We start from the raw sequence: 17,425 nt of genomic DNA, 5'->3' as shown, positions 1-17,425 counted from the left end.
CTCTATAAATAGCAAAGCTAGGCTACAAAAAGAACCACGCTCTCCACTCCCATGTCAGCTGACATAGGGGCGTCAAAACGCGGTTCCACCCTAATTTATTACTTCATTTTTATATAGATTGTTACAGAAAGCGCCAGTTGCTTATCGCACCACACCCAGCTTTCACTATCCTGAGCTCGCTTGAGAAATGCCTATAAGCCCCTCTTTCTTGACGAGTATTATAGCAAAAAATCATCAAACTGTCTAGGTAGCATCAACCTTCATCCACTCAAAAATATACATAAAGAAATCTCGACTGACTTCAAAATGCCCGTAGCGCAACTGACTGGCATAAGCTTTCCAGTCTGGATGCTGCCTTGCCACTTCAATTGGGCAGGGACGAATAGACCTATAATACTCAACATCCCGCCTGAAAGGGATAAAGTCCGGTGCCATTTCAAATTGATAAACCCTGTCATCCTTCATTTTACCCACAGCTGTGAAAGCCTGCAACTTTTGATCAGAATCCAGCGCCACCTTGGGACTATAATAAAGCAGATAGTCTCCTTTTTTCATGCGTTTCAAGGGACCGCCTTTGCCATGACAAACTTGACAAAATTCACCTTCAACACCGCGTTGGACATGGTTTCCCGAAACCACTCCGACCCAAAATTTAACCATCTCTTTCCTCCAGTTTTATTAAAAGCTGATTGAAGTCCGCTAGCTGATTGTCCAACTGACCAAAGTAAGAGCGATCGATTGCCTCAACGAGAGGCAAAGCCTGATTCATGCGTTCTCTGCCTGCATCAGTCAGAAAGACAACTTTTGCCCGGCTGTCCTGCGGATGCTCCCGCCGCTCAACTAAGCCTTTTTTTAGCAAGAGCTTGAGAACCTGAGAGACCGTCATCACATCCATATCCGAAAAAGCGGCTAAATTGACCTGAGTAATCCAATCCTGTTTCATCTCCAGAGCCCCTAAACTCGTCAGAATAATGAACTGTGGATGCGTCAGTTCAACTTCTTGCAAAGCTTTTTTTACTCGGCTATGCCAGGCATTGTAGACCCGAGCAAATAAAAGACCCGTCGATTCCTGGTGGTTGTCCGCATACTGGGAATGAAAAACCGTTGTCATGCTGTCTCCAAAGTCTGTTTCAATTTTTCAACGCTTTCTGGCACATCGTCAAAAATCTGTTTCAAAAAGGCCAAAGCGTCTTCTGTCATATCACCATCTGTCAAAGAAACGGAATGTCTCAGGCTAATGCCACCAGCAGGATTTTCAAGTATCTCATGCTCAAAGAGAACGTTGCCAAAAGGCGTTGCTGTTACATCAGAAAAACACTGATTTTCACGCACCTCAACCAAAGTGAACGCAAGTTCAGGCATGCCTTCCAGCTTCATTTTCCCTTTTTGTCCTGTAGTGAAAGCACCGTCCAAAGCAATCTGTTCCAAATCACCCTCCCAGACAAACCACTGATCAACTTGAGAATAGTAGACCCAAGCATCCTCTTTTTTAGCATTGACAGCCAATTCAAAAGAAAATTTCATAAAAACTCCTCCTTTTCATAAGTTTTTATATTATAAGTTAACTTACAATATTAGTCAAGAGGCTGAGCTAAAACTCATCCAGTATTCCTGTTTTGGAGTAAGCCCTTAGCGCAGTGATCGGAAGCAACACTTGTTGGCTAGGCCAACTTGGTCTTGCTCCTGCACAGTTATGAGGTGCTTAGCACCAATGAACCACTACTGGCTAGCTCCCCTGTGGCCGCAAAGTCAAATATGCGAGGATAGGAGTGAAACGTTCTGGAAGAGAGACTGTTTTAGGTTACCACCTTAAAATTAGGGAGTGATAAGAAACAAGATCTTCAATTTTTAGGTTGATCCCACCTTTTGATAACTAGCATTTCATGTTATATTTTGACACGGTAGAATTATTAGACAGCAACAAAAAAGAGCAGTCCAAACTGCTCTCTAAAAATTACACGATTGTTCTAAAATCTCTCATTGCTCAAAGACTAATCCTCCATTAACCCCAAATGCTTGGCATGAAAAGCAAGGTGCTGCTCCACAAAGCTGGCAATAAAGTAATAGCTATGGTCGTAACCGGCATGCAGATTAAGAGTGACAGGAAGCTGACGCTCCTTAGCCACTGTTTCAAAACGCTCAGGCTGGAGCTGCTCAGAATAAAAGCCATCTGCCAGTCCCTGATCAATTAAGATCGGCAAGCACTTATCAGGATCCACCTGAGCCAGCAGCCGGGTGCTGTCATAGACTTCCCAAGCTTTCTTATCCTTACCGAGATAGGCGGTGAAAGCCTTCTGCCCCCAAGGGACCTCCATAAGATTAACGATAGGAGCAAAGGCTGATATAGCCGCATAACGCTCAGGATTTTTGAGACCAATCTGAAGAGCCCCATGACCACCCATACTGTGTCCAAAAATCGAACGCTGATCAGTCACTGGGAAATTGGCCTCGATCAAATCAGGCAACTCCTCTACCACATAATCATACATGCGATAATGCTTAGCCCAAGGTTCCTGAGTGGCATTGACATAAAAGCCTGCTCCTTGCCCCAGATCATAACTCTCTGCATCTGCTACACCTTCACCGCGCGGTGAAGTATCTGGCATAACGAGTACTAGGCCATACTTAGCGGCCCATCGCTGAGCGCCTGCCTTGGTCGAGAAATTTTCATCTGTACAAGTCAAACCTGATAAGAAATAAAGAACAGGGACCTTTTTTCCTTCTTCTACTTGAGGTGGCAGGTAGATGGCAAAGGTCATCTGCGTCTTGGTACTGGTTGACAAATGCGTATAGCGTTGATGTTGACCGCCAAATGAACGGTTGCTTGAAATTAATTCTAGATTTTTCATAGGTTTAAGTAAATATTTGATAACTAGAATGCACTTAGCTAGCTAAGGCACTGCTGTCTGTTATTGCGACACTAGTTGAGAGTTATTGGCCTTTGTTATCAAGTGTAAAGCACTTAGATAACAAGCCTCTGCCATATCTTGGTTTAATTGAACACGCCTACACTCCTGTAAAAAAAGACTCGCCTTCCTTGAATCTTGTGATTCCCCATCCTTTTTCACAGTAGTTGATTGGTAACTCTTGTCGTATGCACGACAGCGACTTACCTAATCAACCTTGTGGTGGTGGGATTGAAATGCTCCAGTGGAGGATTTCTACCTGAGCCTTAAAATGGGAGAGCGAAGAAAATCAAAGTCGTGATTTTATCACGATTTACTGATTTTTGTCCCACTCTCAGTTTGAGTAAGTCAGTGGTATCTTAGTAATGAATAACGGTACGAATAGATTTGCCTTCATGCATAAGGTCGAAAGCCTTGTTAATGTCTTCAAGCGGCATGGTATGAGTGATAAAGTCATCAAGCGCAAACTCTCCATCCATGTATTGATCGACAATACCTGGTAGGTCTGTTTTTCCCTTAACACCGCCAAAAGCTGAACCGCGCCAAACACGACCTGTAACCAGTTGGAAAGGACGCGTATGAATTTCAGCACCTGCTGGAGCAACCCCGATGATGATGCTTTCTCCCCAACCTTTATGACAAGCTTCCAGGGCAGAGCGCATGACTTCGACATTTCCGATACATTCAAAGGAATAATCCACCCCACCATTAGTCATCTCGATGATAACCTCTTGGATTGGACGATCATAGTCATTAGGGTTGACAAAGTCAGTCGCCCCAAGCTCCTTAGCTTTTTCAAACTTATCAGGGTTAGTATCGATGGCAATGATACGACTGGCCTTAGCCATACGAGCCCCGATAATGGCTGCTAAGCCAATACCGCCCAGACCAAAGATGGCAACCGTTGAGCCCTCTTCAACCTTGGCTGTATTGAGCACAGCCCCCATACCAGTCGTCACGCCGCAACCAAGCAGACAGACTTCCTCAAGAGGGGCATCGTCGCGTACCTTAACCAAGGACACATCAGCAACCACCGTATGCTCTGCAAAAGTAGACGTTCCCATATAGTGGTAGATAGGCTGACCGTCTTTGTAAAAACGCACCGTTTCATCTGGCATAAGACCACGACCTTGGGTCTCACGGACAGCTGAACAAAGATTAGTCTTGCCTGATAAGCAAAACTCACACTTACCGCACTCAGCTGTGTAGAGCGGAATGACGTGGTCGCCGACCTGAAACTCCGTTACGCCTTCACCGACTGCCTCGACAATACCAGCCCCTTCATGCCCTAAGATACACGGAAAGACCCCTTCACTATCCTTACCTGAAAGTGTGTAGGCATCTGTATGGCAAACCCCTGTTGCTGTTATACGAACCAAGACTTCATGCGCCTTGGGCATCATCAGATCAACCTCTTCGATCTTCAAAGGCTCATTAGGCGCCCAAGCCACGGCTGCGCGTGTTTTCATAAATTCCATAATAATTTCCTCCATCTATCAATTTAGGTAAATGATTTAACAACCAAAAGGGGGGAGGGAGCACCATTAAGAGTGTATCGGGATCGGACCAAAAGTAACCACATTAATTCCTTTAAATACAGCTCCTATTGCTCTAACCTAAACCGCTTTCTTGCTACATATTTTAGCAAAAGAAAAAAGCTGGTGCAAAAATCTGCTACCAGCATTATGGGGTGAGTGCCAAAAATTAAAAGATAGTCGATCCACCTATTCGCCCCAAACCTTTTCTCCATTGATATAAGTCGCCACTAGACTCATATCATCTTTGAGAACGACAAAATCAGCTGGCAGGTCAAGCTTGATCTGACCGCATCGTTCTTCCAGACCAACGGATTTAGCTGGAACGTAAGTTGCCATGTGAACTGCTTCTTCAGGAGTGGCAATGCCCCAATCCACTACATTTTTGAGTCCGTCTTTAAGCTTGAGAATAGACCCTGCCAAGTTACCCCCATCCTTAAGACGAACAGTCTTTCCTTTAACCACAACTGGGAGTTCACCTAGCATATAATCGCCTTCTGGCTGGCCTCCCGCTGACATACAATCGGTAATCATGGCCACGTGCTCTGTTCCCTTTTGCTTGAGGAGGATTTGACAAGCCACTGGTGACACATGATAGCCATCGCAGATGAGCTCAGCATAGGTATTCCCAAGATTATAAACAGCACCCACCATACCGGGCTCGCGATGGTTCAGCCCACTCATGCCATTGTAGGCGTGCACCCAGACACTAGCACCTGCTTGCACGGCTTGTGCAGCATCCTCATAGCTGGCATCAGAATGCCCCAGAGCAACAATGACCCCAGAAGCTGTAGCTTTGCGGATAAACTCAACCGTTCCTTCACGTTCAGGCGCTAGACCGATTTTTCGCAGGAGCCCCTTAGCTGCCTTTTGCCAGCGCTCCAGCTCCTCAAAACTAGGATTGCGCATATAGGAAGGATTTTGCGCTCCCTTATATTTCTCTGTGAAATAGGGGCCCTCGAAGTAGATTCCTTGAATCTTAGCACCTGTCTCAGACCCCGATACATCAGCGATAGTCGCGCAGATATCTTCCAGCTGCTGACTGCTAGCTGTCAAAGTCGTCGGTAAAAAAGAAGTCACCCCAGCTTCTGGCAAGTGCTGACTGATACTGCGAAGACCATCTGCAGAATTATCCATGACATCATGACCGGCATAACCGTGGATATGGGTATCTACTAATCCTGGCGCAATCTGATACCCTGTATAATCTAAAACTTGAGCAGCACTTGGCATATTCTCTGTCCACTGGCCAAAGCGGCCATCAACCAACTCAAGATAGCCAGCTGGCTTAGTCTCATGAGCATAATAAAAACGATCTGCCTTAAGGTAGGTTGCCATTTATTGTTATTCCTCTCTTCCAACGAGTTTTTCTTTCTTTTATTATAGTGCTTTTATGATAGTTTGTAAATGGTATATACCAGTCATCTTATAAACTGTACTGCTAATTCTAATATCTAAGGAAAAACAAAGATAGACAGGGCCTTGACGTATAGATAGAGGACTCAAAAGCTCCATGATTTTCATAGTAGGGTTCCTAACTACAGAAATTATGGAGTTAATTTCTAGATCTCTGCAAACGAGCTAGTCTTAGCCAAATCACTGCTCAAACCACTGATTTTTCGCTTTATGATAATTATCAGAAAGATTGTCATTTATTTTCAAATGATTACTGTTTGTGTTAAAAATTACAAAATCACTCTGATTTTCCTTGCATAAGTAAATTTTAAGCGTTACAATAATCGCATAATTTTTTTAAAGGAGAATTGTTATGAACACATTAGCTTTGGACTCAATGGCTTTTGAAAACTTTGGGATAGCAGATATTACTGCTCTTTCTGAAATAACTGGTGGCGAAGTTGATTGGCATTCTGGTATTGCAGATGGAATTAAAGCGTTAGGTGTATACGGTGGCGCATATGCTGTTGCAGCTGCTTGCCCACCGTTAGCTTTGGTGGGCGTTGCGATTGGGGCCTACTATACTTATAATGAATGGAATGAACTAGACACGAATAACAATATTAAAAAATTAATTAATTAGAGGTAAAGTTATGAGAGATACAAATGGATTAAATGCGAGTGCCAGTAATTATTTTCAGGTAGCTCCGTGTGATTACCTTGCTGAATTGAGAGGAGGAACTAGCATAAAAACCCTTCAAAATGACTTGTGGGATGTCGTGGCCGCTGATTTTGCTGTTGCTGTATCTGGGGTCACTGCTCCTCCAACAGCTTTATTTACAGTTCCAACTGCTGTATTGACAACTGCTAATTTTATTTATGATGGATATCAATATTTATCGGGTAATTAGCTTATGCGTAATTTAGTTCTCCTGCTTTGTTATGTAAGCTATTTGATACTCTGTGGGATATTTTTATACCTAAATTGGGAGTATTCTAAACTGAGGTCTATCATAGAGTTTATTATATTTATAGGATATGGTACAGTTCTATATATAATCTTCCGTAAGCAAAATTGGAGGTAGACATGAATTCTATCGCATTTAGTGATTTTGAAATTGTAGATAGTGAAAATCTTGTAGAAATTGGCGGTGAATTTAATGCTTGAGAGCTGCGATAGGCTTTGCAGGTGGAGTAATTGACAGTGCGGGTAAAGGTTTAATAGCCGGTACAGCTGTAGAACCAGGAGCTGGAAGTGTTGTAGGTGCTGTTCTTGGCGGTGTTGGTGAGGGAATGGTAGTAGGAACTACCTGTGGTATTGCTGGTTCACAGCTTTAATTATTGTTATGAAAAATTTTTTAAAAGAAAATTTCCTGATCTATTTAATCGTTTTATTAGCCCTTGTTGCTGTTTGTTCGCCAAACAAGCATTTTGGAAAGTTTGTGTTTATCTTACTGGCATTAGCGGTTTTAAGTATAATAATCATTTACTCAATAAGGTTTTTTTATCTTTTTAGAAAAAAGTAGTCCACACTTGGATTTCCCTGCCTCCATCATGGTGTCAGGGGCCTTTTTATAATGATTTAGGGTCGTTAGGAGCTGGATTTATGGAAAAATTCCCAGGAATTTCACTGATGCTCATTCTCTGTGTATTGGCTGTTATTTCTTACTATAGTAAAAATATAATTGTCTCATTTATTAGTTTTTTGCTATTTCTCGGTGTATGTACTTATGTTATTTTTAATTAGAGGTAATACAGGACTAAATTAGGAGTAGATAAAATAACAGATTAAGTAAGAAGAGTAGTAGTATTAATAGCTTGGTTAATGATGGCGATAGCAAGTACAATAGTTTTATGGTCAGATCATAAAATGATGGCGATTGTGGTATTTACTGCAATTACAGCTATTAATCTTTTGTAATTTTTTGTAAGTAAAAAAGGTTAAAATACCTAGTAACCAAATCAGATAATTTCTTATTCTTATTTGATCTAAGTGTTTAGTTGTCAGCTCTGGTGGATGCCGACTTATAACTAAACACTGGTGAGAGAGGATCGTAGTTCTCTCTTTTTTACCATTTGTCAAGCCTATCAAGGCTTTAGGCTAAAAATATTGTGAAGACAGTGGTCATATTAAGGCTATTGTCTTATCATAGAGTTATTGAAATAGCGAAGGTATATACTTTCGGAGCCATTGCTGGTAGTGTTACAGAGGGAGTGAGTGGTACAGTTTTAGGATACAGAACAGGAGATTTATTTGACTAATTAGTTATGAAATATGTGATTATTTTATCCTTTGGATAACTTTAAAACAAGGAGATAAGTTATTTTAATGAGACGGATTAACTAAAAACAGGTAACTTTTAAATGAAAGAACTAATAATTGCTCTTTTTTGGCTTTTTTCTATTAGTACTGCTAGTAAATTTTCAAAAAAGTTTGGTACAAAAATAGCTAAAATAACTGCTTTTTTTGTAAATATATCTGCTTCTGCCTTAGTAATAATTTACTATCTTTTTTCTACAACAAATAAAGAGAGCCTCTAAAACTTAAATCATCTCTCTTTAATAACTACATATTGATAAAAGATATTAATTAGAATAGGAAAGATTTATGCTGAACACAGCAACATAGTTCCTAATAACTTTAAAGCTGTAGATACAGACTTTATCGCCTCTTTTTCAGAAGGAGGTCATACAAGCAGGAGTGCTTAACTGCAGCTGCTGGTGCTACTTGTTGGGATTGATGATGAGTTATTAATATGAAGTATTTTATTATTGGTGTTTTAGTTGCAATTGCAGCATCTGTTATTTTATATAAATTAGGTATAATAAAGTTTAAATAACTAGATTGTAAGCTGCTTGAATTTATGATTACCATGAAAAAGTTAATTCCTTTACTTTGCTATGTGTCTTATTTAATACTTTGTGGGGTGGGATTTTACTTAAATTGGGCTCACTCCGAACTCATTTCTACTGTAACATTTATTATCCTTGTAGGATATGCTACGATTTTTTATATAATATATAAGCAAAAAAGAAAATAAACTTTTGCCTGTATATTACAGAGGATTCCTGAAGATTCAAGTGTGAGAAAAAATTTCAAGCAAAACTTTGAATTAATAATCAGTAATTAGTAACTTGAGCTTTTGAAAGTTACCAATATCTATCGCAAGTAGAAACTATAATGAACATTGTATTCCTAGACACAACAGCTTTTGATAAATTTGAAGTAGCGGATATGGATACACTAGCAAATTTAGAGGGCGGATTTAATGGAGAGGGAGTTGTAACTTCTATTCTTGCAATGATCCCTTATGCAGCAGCAAGGATAGCATATACTAATTCGGTTGGTGCAGCTCTATATTTTGGTGCAGAAGCTTGTGCAGGTGCTGCTGCTATTTATTATAGCAGACATTGATAGTGGAGTTATAGAGAATGATAAAAGATAGGAAACTGAGAAGGATAGTAGATCTATTAGCTTGGATTTTAGTCGCTTTTTCCTTTCTCATAGGTTTTTGGTCAGACCAAAAGATTATTGCAGTAACAGCATTTATTGCTATCACAGCTGTTAATCTTTTGCAATTTTTTTCGGATAAAACTATTGAAAAGCAAAGTAATGATTTTATGGAAAAAAAGAACTATGACGAAAAAATTGCTACTGCAATTGCTTTGATAATTTGTACAGTATCGCTAACCTATGTTTTGTGGCCTATATCAAAGAGTTTATCGGTTGTATTTTTCATTTTACTAATGCTAATCAACATTTATTTGTTTTTAAAAAAATAACTGGGAAATATTAAGCTGCATATCTAATATCTCCCTCACCTTCCCCGCCTCCGTATTGGTGTCGGGGATTTTTTGATAATGATTCAGGGCCTTCAGGAGCTGGATCGTTTGAAGGTAATATGGCTCTCAGTTTTAAGTTATAGAGCAGGAGATTGTTTGACTAATTAGTGTTATGAAATATGTGATTATTTTTATCCTTTGGATAATTTTGGTTGTTCTAGATACCATTTTTATCAAGTTTTCTAAAAACAAGAAATTAAAAGCCTTATCTTCCACATCTGTCTTGTTGATAACAGTCTTGTTGGCTCTCTATGAACTGTTTTAGTCCTAGGCTAATGAGTTATGAACAAATCTGAAAAATACTTAAATCAGTTGCGAGATTAGGTATGTATGGATTTATTCAGATAAAAGAGCTGACGAAGGCAATATCAAAAATAGATAACAACTATCCGACTGAAATGACTGAACCGTTTATTTCAAAATTTTCGACTTTTTGCCAATTGCAGTGTGGAATTTATAAATAAAGCACGAGAGGAGACGAAATTCATCTTCTCTCTTTTTAATATTCAAAAGCACTAAAAGCATAGGCGTGTCCAATCAACAACCTAACATTGACATTGTTATTCAAATAATAGATTTGATCGAAAACTAAGGCATTTCATAATTGCTAATGCCACAAATCAACTCAGCTTAATCATTTTAAATGTTCTGAGTAAAGTTTTAGGGCCTTTCGTATACGGTTTTCATGAGTTTAGCATATCAGTTTTGGTTATCGAACAAATCTAATATTAAAAGGCTTGGAACACAACCAAACCTTTTAATCTAATACGTGTTCATAGATAGAATTACTGGATATTAATTCTTGCTTTTTCAGTTCCCCATACACCTGTTTGAACTTGTAATTGCAGGCCTTTAGCATTTGCGACATCTTGGGGAACATCAATGGCTACTGTACTTGTTACGGAATTTCCTGGATTAATTTCTTCCAAGAAAAACCCAGTATTATCATTAGCGTACAAAGAAGCCTCAGAATCAGATTTATATTCAGTATCTCCCTTGTAAATTTTAAAGAAATCATCTGAAACACTTAAAGACTCTTTACCATTATTTTTCACAGTAATATTTACCAATAGATAAACACCTTGGGCAGTCTCTCCAAAATATTCAGAGCCTACGCTAGTTGCTTGTGATAACGAATTGAACGTATATTCTACATCTCCAACTTTAACAACATCACCAACTCCGTATGTCTTGCGAGCCTTTTTCTGACTGGCCTTCTTTTTAGTAGATTTAATCGTATTAGTAACTTCTTTTTGTACCTTAGAATCACTGCTAGTGTTCGCACTACTCTCACCATCTTTCCCAAATGTACTACCAATAGCACCAATTACCATTAGCAATACAATAACACTTAAGCAACCTTTTAATTTCTTCATATCTTAGAACTCCCATCTAATTGATAGAAATATTATATATATATATATATAATTTGTCAATAGATTACAAAAAGATTTCATTTAAATTTCTTAACTTAAAATAAAAAAGCCTTAAAAATAACTACTACATTCAAGGCTTCATATCTTTTTTAATTGAATTTGGAGTATAACTGTCATTTCATAAGTCTTTTAAAGACTCTAGCTTAGCTCCCCCACTTTCTGTTAGAAACTTTCGTTAAGTAAGAAACTTCTTTGTACCTTAATCTAACACATACTCATAAATAGCTTTAGCTACACCAGCTTGATCATTGCTGGCTGTCTGGTAGTTACAAACTGCTTTTACGCTGTCTGCCGCATTGGCCATAGCCACACTGTGGCCGACAAATTTCAGCATTTCTAAATCGTTAGCAGCATCGCCCAAAGCCATTATTTCAGAGCGATCGATTCCCAGTTGCTGGGCTAATGCTTTGAGACCAGAAGCCTTGCTTGTACCTTTAGGAAGTGCTTCAATAATATAGTGCTGACTGCGGACATGAGAAAAATATTGATCAAAATAGGGGCGATTTTCGTCGTGAAAACGGTCTAAAGCATCACGATCACCCATAATCATCGCTTGAAAAATACGGCCGTGCCCTGCTTGGAAGTCTGACCAGGAGATAGCCTGAGCCTGAGTGAAAATTAAACTAGCATCATAGGCGACAATCTCGGGCACCTGATCCGCAAAGACCAAAAAGCGTTCCTGCTCTGTCAAGGTTAAATAGATATTATCATAATCAGCGACCCTATCTAATAGCTCCTTTACCTCCTGATCACTCAGCGTCACATAATCAACCAAGCCCCAATCCTTGAGCGCAAAGGTTGAGCAGCCATTGTTCAAAATCGCAAATTCTTTGTCTTCTCCCAAGCCTAGCTCCCTCGCATAGGGTTCAACGCCAGACTGGCAGCGACCTGTACAAAGGACAACATCGTAACCGGCTTGACTAGCTTTCTGAAGAGCCTCAATGTTTTCCGGAGGCAGTTGTTTTTGACTGTTTAAAAGAGTGCCATCCATATCAACAGCAATAAGTTTAATCATCTTAATTTCTTTCTAATTTTCATGAGGAGACTGATTTTCCGTGACACGTGTCCGTTAACCTTGCTTGATCATTTCTTGGACCTTTATATAAAAGTCAGGATAAACCTTCTTGAGCGCAACAAACCGTCCAGTCTTATCTAAAAAGCTATGTTCCGAATGCGCCTGACAAACCAGTTGCCCGTTTTGATTCGTCATCACATAATCAAATCCCAGTTTAGCTCCCTTAAGTGTACTGACACTGATGTCAATAGCGATAACATCTGCAAATGTTGACGTTGCCTTATAGTGACAATCTACTGCAGTAACCGGCGAAATAATACCGTCAGCCTCTAGTTTATCATAGGGGAGACCTACTTCATCCAAAAAATAGACACGCGCCTCCTCCATCCAACGGACATAGTTGGAATGGTGCGTAATGCCCATCCGATCGGTCTCATAGTATTGAACCTTATGAGTAAAACCTTTCATCACTTTTCCTCTCTAGTTAGCATGACAGCTGGCGCTGCCTAAGCCAGCTGTCATTTTATTTACCATTGTTTAACCTAAGTTAGCAATAGTACAGCCCGAACCACCTGCATTTTGAGGCGCATAGCCAAAACTCTTGACATGACGATGGCTACGCAGGTACTTGGTCACACCTTCACGGATGACACCGGTACCGATGCCATGAATAATATCAACTTGAGCCATATTGTTGAGAAGAGCCTGATCAATAAAGTCATCCAGCTCCTGCATAGCCTCTTCATAGCGCTTGCCACGGAGATCCAAACGGGCATGTGGTCCTTTAGGTCCTTTACTAGCAGACCTCTTGACAACATTAACTTGTTTTTTCTTACGGGCTTTCTGACTTTCCTGATGTTTCACTAGATTGAACTCAGCTTCCCTTAGGGTCATTTTAATCAAGCCAACTTGAGCCTCCCAACGACCATCCTTGAGCTGATTGATAAGAGTTCCACGCTGACCATAAGCGATAACGATGATATCATCTCCCACTTTAGGCGCACGCGCTGCCTTTTGTTTCTTAGCCTTACGTAAAACCTTATTTTTAGAAAGATCTTCACTTGGTGCCAATTTCTTAAGTTTGCCCTTAGCTTCAATCACCTCATGCGGTTTAAGCTGCGAACGGTCGCTAAGATTTTTAAGAATTTGGTTGCTCTCGTCCGTCGCTCTAGCTACCAACCGACGAATCTCATCTTGAGCCTTCTTCAATTCCTTATCATAAGCATGCGAAAATTCATTGTAAAGCTTTTTGACTACCCGATTAAATTTAAGATTTTCTTGTTCAACTTCTCTAATATGATCCAAACGCTTACGGCTTTCAGCTGTTTGGGTCTCCAGCTGCTCAATAATAGCATTGGTATCACTGTCTCGGTTAGTCATCTGTTCAGCATCATCTACGATGACCTTAGACAACCCCAGACGTCTAGCAATCTCAAAGGCATTGGAACGTCCCGGAACCCCCTGCATAAAATGGTAAGTTGGTCTGAGGCTGTCTATATCGAACGCCATACTGGCATTTTGGACATGAGCAGTTTCAATTCCGTAAGCCTTAAGCTCAGGATAATGGGTCGTGGCCATGGTTTTGATATCGCTGAGACGCAAGTGCTCTAAAATAGCCATAGCTAAACTGGCACCTTCCTGAGGATCGGTTCCTGCTCCCAATTCATCGAGCAGGACAAGACTCTGATGATCAGCCCGATTCAAAATATCAACAATATGTCCCATGTGACTAGAGAAGGTTGACAGGCTTTGCTCAATCGACTGCTCATCACCGATATCTGCAAAGATTTCCTTGAAGAGGGCTACCTTGCTGCCTGGATCCGCTAGAATTGGTAAACCGGACTGAGCCATAATTTGACACAACCCCAAGGTCTTAAGCATGATCGTCTTACCACCTGTATTGGGACCGGTAATAACAATGACAGAGAGATTTTTAGAAAAGTGAAGGTCATTGGCAACAGGATTGACCAGCAAAGGATGACGGACATTGAGTAAGTTGACCGTCTTATCCTCTGACAGACTGGGCAGGCTAGCCTGATGCTCCTGCATGTAGAGATATTTAGCACGCACGAAATCCAAATGCCCAATCAGCCAAGCATTGTTACGAATAGTATGGGTATGAGGGCGAAGCAAGTCTGACAATTCCCGCAAAATCCGATGCAATTCATGCCGCTCATCTGCTCTGGCTTGAGTGATATCTTCATTAAGTTGCACCACAGCCCGAGGCTCGATATAAACTGTCGTTCCCGAAGCTGAAATATCATGGACAACTCCAGCTATCTTATTGCGATAGGTGTTGCGAACAGGCAAGACAGACCGACCGTTACGGCTGGCAATCAGATTTTCTGCCAACATATCCGACTTGGACTTGACCAAGTCTTGTAAGATTTGCCGAACCTGACTCTCTCCTCGATGAATGCGGCGGCGAATCTGGCTCAAACTTGAACTGGCAAAATCTTCAATAAAACCACCATCATTAACAGCCTGTAAATTTCCCTGCAATCTAGGAAAAGCCTCCAGATTCTCAAAAAGACGGCTGAGAGCGGAAAGTTCAACATTTTCCAGATTTTCATAAAAACGACCGATTTCTGAAGATACCTCTAAGACTCGCTTAACAGCCAAAAGTTCATCAACATTAAGGTCTGCCTCCAGCTCTAAACGTCTTAAGGGCTCAGCCAAACTCCTGATAGCACCAATTGAAAAGCTATGATATTCCACAAAAATGGCTTGCATATCAGCAATTTCTGCAAAGGAGCGCTCAATCTTTTCCCGATTGGTTTCAGGCAGTAAAGCACGCAACTCCTCTTGAGCGACTTCTGTCTGTAAGTAGGGTTCAAATTGATTTTTAACCTTAGCAAATTCCAAGGCCTCTAAAATTTTTGTGTTCATACGGTTATTATAACAAATTCCCTAAGAAAATCAGAACCAACGAAATATTGAGAATGAGACAAACAGTCATAATGGTTTAGTCATCCTCCACAAAATATTGTAATCTCTGAAGATTGCGCATAAAAAAAGCAGGACTTTTGTCCCAACCTTGAAATTTTATTAGCTTCCGCACAATAGCTACCATAAGCTTACAGATTCACTACAGCCCCTATAAAATCTGACTTTCTTATTAATCCCCCTAAGAAATTCAAAAAGTGTTAAAAAATCATAATCTCTCGTCTAAACAGATGATTATGATTTTTGAAATTAGTAGCTTGACCTTCTTATCTAAATAAAGCCTTGGGGAATATCATAATCAGTAACTTAAGCAGCCAATTATCGGCTAAGAAATTTTGCAGATTCGTCATAGGCACAGTGGCTAGAATGGTGAAAAATGTTGCTAGACCAAAGGCGGTAATCAGAACAGCCAGCCCACCTGCAATTGACCGCTGGTAGGCTAACTCCTCCAAACGTGAATATTCAAAAGCATGAGCAAAAATCCCAAAAAAGCGAAATATTAAATAAACAGCCAAGTAAATGATGAGAAAGGCTACCCCTGCATAATAAAGTCGATTGAGTTCGAAAACATTCTCAGAGGTAAAAAAGCTCATCTGACCTCCCTGTGTTGGGTTCGCATAGGGAACCCAGAGATAGAGTGCCTGGGCTAACTTAGTCTTAAAAATACTCGCTACAATAATAGCGACCAAACTAGCCAAAAAATAAAAAGCCTGCAAGAAAAGACCTCGACTATAGCCAAGGTAAAAATTCCATGCCAAAATAAGGAGAATCACCAGTGAAACCATCAATTATTCTCCATGAGTCTTGTTGGCCTTACGTCCCTTGATATTAGTCAAAGTCTTCTTACGTAGAGCATCCAGTTCTGCTTCTTTTTTGTCGAACTCAATCTCGCGGCTGAGCTGAGTTGACAGAGAATTGATAGCCATTAAAATAGCAATCGTCTCATCATCAGCTGTTGGCAAGGCTTCCTTGATACTGTCATACTTTTCACGCGCCACTCGTTCAACTTCTTCCATGAACAGATTATCTTTATCTGTGGTCAAGGTCAAAGGTTTTTGTCCAAATGTAAATTTATAGCGATTTTTTGTCTTTGTCATAGAGCACCTCTTTGCCTGTCATTATACCGTAATTTTAGCCTTTAGACAATGGCTAAACAATAGACCTTCACTCCTTATCTAAGCTAACTGTTTTTCTAAAAATCAGACCAGTTTGAGAGCCCTGACCGACCATTCATTCTATTAAGAAGACTATGGCCTGTTGGTGAAAAAATTTTAGTCGGCAGCTTCTAAGTCATTGAATTTTTTAAATTGATAAACTTCATGCATAAGCCAATCATGAAAATAATAACACGTCAATCTTTTCTAAATTTTCCTACTTCTAGCTATCACGACTGGGGCATTTGTGATAAAATAGTCCTCATGGATACACTTGTCATGAAAATGGACCAAAGGTCGATAAATAGTCTTACGACTGAGCTGGCTGACTACCAAATCGCTAACAAGAATCCTTACGTCAGCTTTGCAGCTAAACACAAGAATACGACCGTCCTTGTCTACACTTCTGGCAAGATCGTCTTTCAAGGTAAGGAGGCTTTGAGCCTTGCTCAAGCATTTGGTTATCAAGAAGATGACAGGTCTCCAATCAAAGCCAGTCAAACAAAGGGAATCAATCAAAACCAACAAAATTTGTCTCTGATTGGTTCTGACGAGGTTGGCAACGGCTCTTATTTTGGAGGTCTGGCCGTTGTAGCCAGTCTGGTCAAACCAGCTGACCATTCTCTGCTTAAAAATTTAGGCGTAGCGGATTCCAAGATTTTAACCGACCAAAAAATTCAAACAATTGCTCCTATCTTGGAGGAAAAAATTCCGCACAAGGCCTTGCTTCTATCTCCAGCTAAGTACAATGAAGTGGTAGGTCCCGGAAAGCCTCACAACGCTGTATCAGTCAAGGTGGCCTTACATAATCAAGCGATCTACCTCCTCCTGCAGGAAGTTCCTAAGCCTGATAAGATTGTCATCGACGCCTTCACTAGTCAGGATAACTACAATAAATACCTAAAAAATGAGCGCAATCAGTTCAACAATCCACTCACCCTTGAAGAAAAAGCCGAAAGAAAATATCTGGCCGTTGCTGTCAGCTCTATTATCGCCCGCAACCTCTTCCTCGAAAGTCTTAAAAAACTAGGAGACGACCTGGGCTACTCGTTACCCAGTGGAGCAGGTTCTAAGTCGGACAAGGTAGCCAGTCAGATACTGGCTGCTTATGGTATGCAAGGATTGGAGCACTGTGCCAAGCTCCATTTTGCCAATACGAAAAAAGCACAAAAATTATTGAATAATAACTAAAGGA

General features: G+C 40.4%; 18 protein-coding genes and 1 pseudogene. 7 read left to right on the top strand and 12 right to left on the bottom strand.

All coding sequences use genetic code 11. The features are described 5' to 3' along the window. Positions 1-243: 243 nt before the first annotated feature. The 6 genes from ACFSN5_RS01885 to nagA all read right to left on the bottom strand — a co-directional run bounded on the left by ACFSN5_RS01885 (position 244) and on the right by nagA (position 5,779). A complete protein-coding gene (locus tag ACFSN5_RS01885) occupies positions 244-660 on the bottom strand; it encodes an EVE domain-containing protein (protein WP_165212706.1) in 417 nt (138 codons plus the stop codon). Then, positions 653-1,111 carry a MarR family winged helix-turn-helix transcriptional regulator gene (locus ACFSN5_RS01880; RefSeq protein ID WP_165212704.1) on the bottom strand — a complete coding sequence of 153 codons (459 nt, stop codon included), beginning with the start codon at positions 1,109-1,111 and terminating at the stop codon, positions 653-655. The genes ACFSN5_RS01885 and ACFSN5_RS01880 overlap by 8 nt, the downstream gene beginning before the upstream one ends. Then, positions 1,108-1,524 (bottom strand): SRPBCC family protein, encoded by a 417-nt coding sequence (locus ACFSN5_RS01875; protein WP_165212702.1) that lies wholly within the window; start codon positions 1,522-1,524, stop codon positions 1,108-1,110. Before ACFSN5_RS01875 ends, ACFSN5_RS01880 begins: the two co-directional genes overlap by 4 nt. 467 nt (positions 1,525-1,991) lie before the next feature. Then, on the bottom strand, positions 1,992-2,849 hold the full coding sequence (gene fghA / locus ACFSN5_RS01870; protein WP_165212700.1) for an S-formylglutathione hydrolase: 858 nt from the start codon (positions 2,847-2,849) through the stop codon (positions 1,992-1,994). Between the two features lie 416 nt (positions 2,850-3,265). After that, positions 3,266-4,375: an S-(hydroxymethyl)glutathione dehydrogenase/class III alcohol dehydrogenase gene (locus ACFSN5_RS01865; protein WP_346773315.1), complete on the bottom strand. Its 1,110-nt coding sequence runs from the start codon at positions 4,373-4,375 to the stop codon at positions 3,266-3,268. A 255-nt stretch (positions 4,376-4,630) separates the two neighbouring features. Beyond that, the gene (nagA, locus tag ACFSN5_RS01860; protein WP_165329332.1) at positions 4,631-5,779 is read right to left on the bottom strand and encodes an N-acetylglucosamine-6-phosphate deacetylase; all 1,149 of its coding nucleotides are present in this window, start codon (positions 5,777-5,779) and stop codon (positions 4,631-4,633) included. A 430-nt stretch (positions 5,780-6,209) separates the two neighbouring features. Here nagA and ACFSN5_RS01855 point away from each other — a divergent pair, with 430 nt between their 5' ends. The 6 genes and pseudogenes from ACFSN5_RS01855 (at position 6,210) to ACFSN5_RS01830 (ending at position 9,619) form a co-directional block, all read left to right on the top strand. Further along, positions 6,210-6,479, top strand: coding sequence for a hypothetical protein (locus tag ACFSN5_RS01855; protein ID WP_165212694.1), 270 nt, complete (start codon positions 6,210-6,212; stop codon positions 6,477-6,479). A 10-nt stretch (positions 6,480-6,489) separates the two neighbouring features. After that, complete coding sequence (locus tag ACFSN5_RS01850; protein WP_165212692.1) at positions 6,490-6,747, top strand: hypothetical protein; 258 nt, start codon at positions 6,490-6,492, stop codon at positions 6,745-6,747. A gap of 176 nt (positions 6,748-6,923) precedes the next feature. Beyond that, positions 6,924-7,174, top strand: a pseudogene (locus tag ACFSN5_RS01845) (hypothetical protein). 1,026 nt (positions 7,175-8,200) lie between these two features. Then, positions 8,201-8,377, top strand: a complete 177-nt coding sequence (locus tag ACFSN5_RS01840; protein WP_350018437.1) for a hypothetical protein — start codon at positions 8,201-8,203, stop codon at positions 8,375-8,377. A gap of 640 nt (positions 8,378-9,017) precedes the next feature. After that, on the top strand, positions 9,018-9,251 hold the full coding sequence (locus ACFSN5_RS01835) for a hypothetical protein (RefSeq protein ID WP_165329331.1): 234 nt from the start codon (positions 9,018-9,020) through the stop codon (positions 9,249-9,251). 17 nt (positions 9,252-9,268) lie between these two features. After that, on the top strand, positions 9,269-9,619 hold the full coding sequence (locus tag ACFSN5_RS01830; protein ID WP_165212688.1) for a hypothetical protein: 351 nt from the start codon (positions 9,269-9,271) through the stop codon (positions 9,617-9,619). 845 nt (positions 9,620-10,464) lie between these two features. Here ACFSN5_RS01830 and ACFSN5_RS01825 read toward each other — a convergent pair. The 6 genes from ACFSN5_RS01825 to ACFSN5_RS01800 form a co-directional block, all read right to left on the bottom strand. Continuing rightward, positions 10,465-11,055 (bottom strand): DUF4352 domain-containing protein, encoded by a 591-nt coding sequence (locus ACFSN5_RS01825; protein ID WP_241154257.1) that lies wholly within the window; start codon positions 11,053-11,055, stop codon positions 10,465-10,467. 259 nt (positions 11,056-11,314) lie between these two features. Further along, positions 11,315-12,130: a Cof-type HAD-IIB family hydrolase gene (locus ACFSN5_RS01820; RefSeq protein ID WP_165329330.1), complete on the bottom strand. Its 816-nt coding sequence runs from the start codon at positions 12,128-12,130 to the stop codon at positions 11,315-11,317. A gap of 54 nt (positions 12,131-12,184) precedes the next feature. Beyond that, on the bottom strand, positions 12,185-12,598 hold the full coding sequence (locus ACFSN5_RS01815) for an acyl-CoA thioesterase (protein ID WP_165329329.1): 414 nt from the start codon (positions 12,596-12,598) through the stop codon (positions 12,185-12,187). Positions 12,599-12,667: 69 nt separating this feature from the next. After that, positions 12,668-15,019, bottom strand: coding sequence for an endonuclease MutS2 (locus ACFSN5_RS01810; protein ID WP_165329328.1), 2,352 nt, complete (start codon positions 15,017-15,019; stop codon positions 12,668-12,670). A 323-nt stretch (positions 15,020-15,342) separates the two neighbouring features. Then, complete coding sequence (locus ACFSN5_RS01805; protein ID WP_165212680.1) at positions 15,343-15,861, bottom strand: CvpA family protein; 519 nt, start codon at positions 15,859-15,861, stop codon at positions 15,343-15,345. Between the two features lie 3 nt (positions 15,862-15,864). Further along, a complete protein-coding gene (locus tag ACFSN5_RS01800; protein ID WP_165212678.1) occupies positions 15,865-16,173 on the bottom strand; it encodes a hypothetical protein in 309 nt (102 codons plus the stop codon). 321 nt (positions 16,174-16,494) lie between these two features. Here ACFSN5_RS01800 and rnhC point away from each other — a divergent pair, with 321 nt between their 5' ends. After that, positions 16,495-17,421 (top strand): ribonuclease HIII, encoded by a 927-nt coding sequence (rnhC, locus tag ACFSN5_RS01795; protein WP_165212676.1) that lies wholly within the window; start codon positions 16,495-16,497, stop codon positions 17,419-17,421. Positions 17,422-17,425: the final 4 nt, after the last annotated feature.

The organism is Streptococcus tangpeifui (assembly GCF_044503215.1).
Classification (GTDB): Bacteria; Bacillota; Bacilli; order Lactobacillales; family Streptococcaceae; genus Streptococcus; species Streptococcus tangpeifui.
Note: the sequence above shows the minus strand (reverse complement) of the source record. Positions and strands in the feature narration are given on the sequence as shown.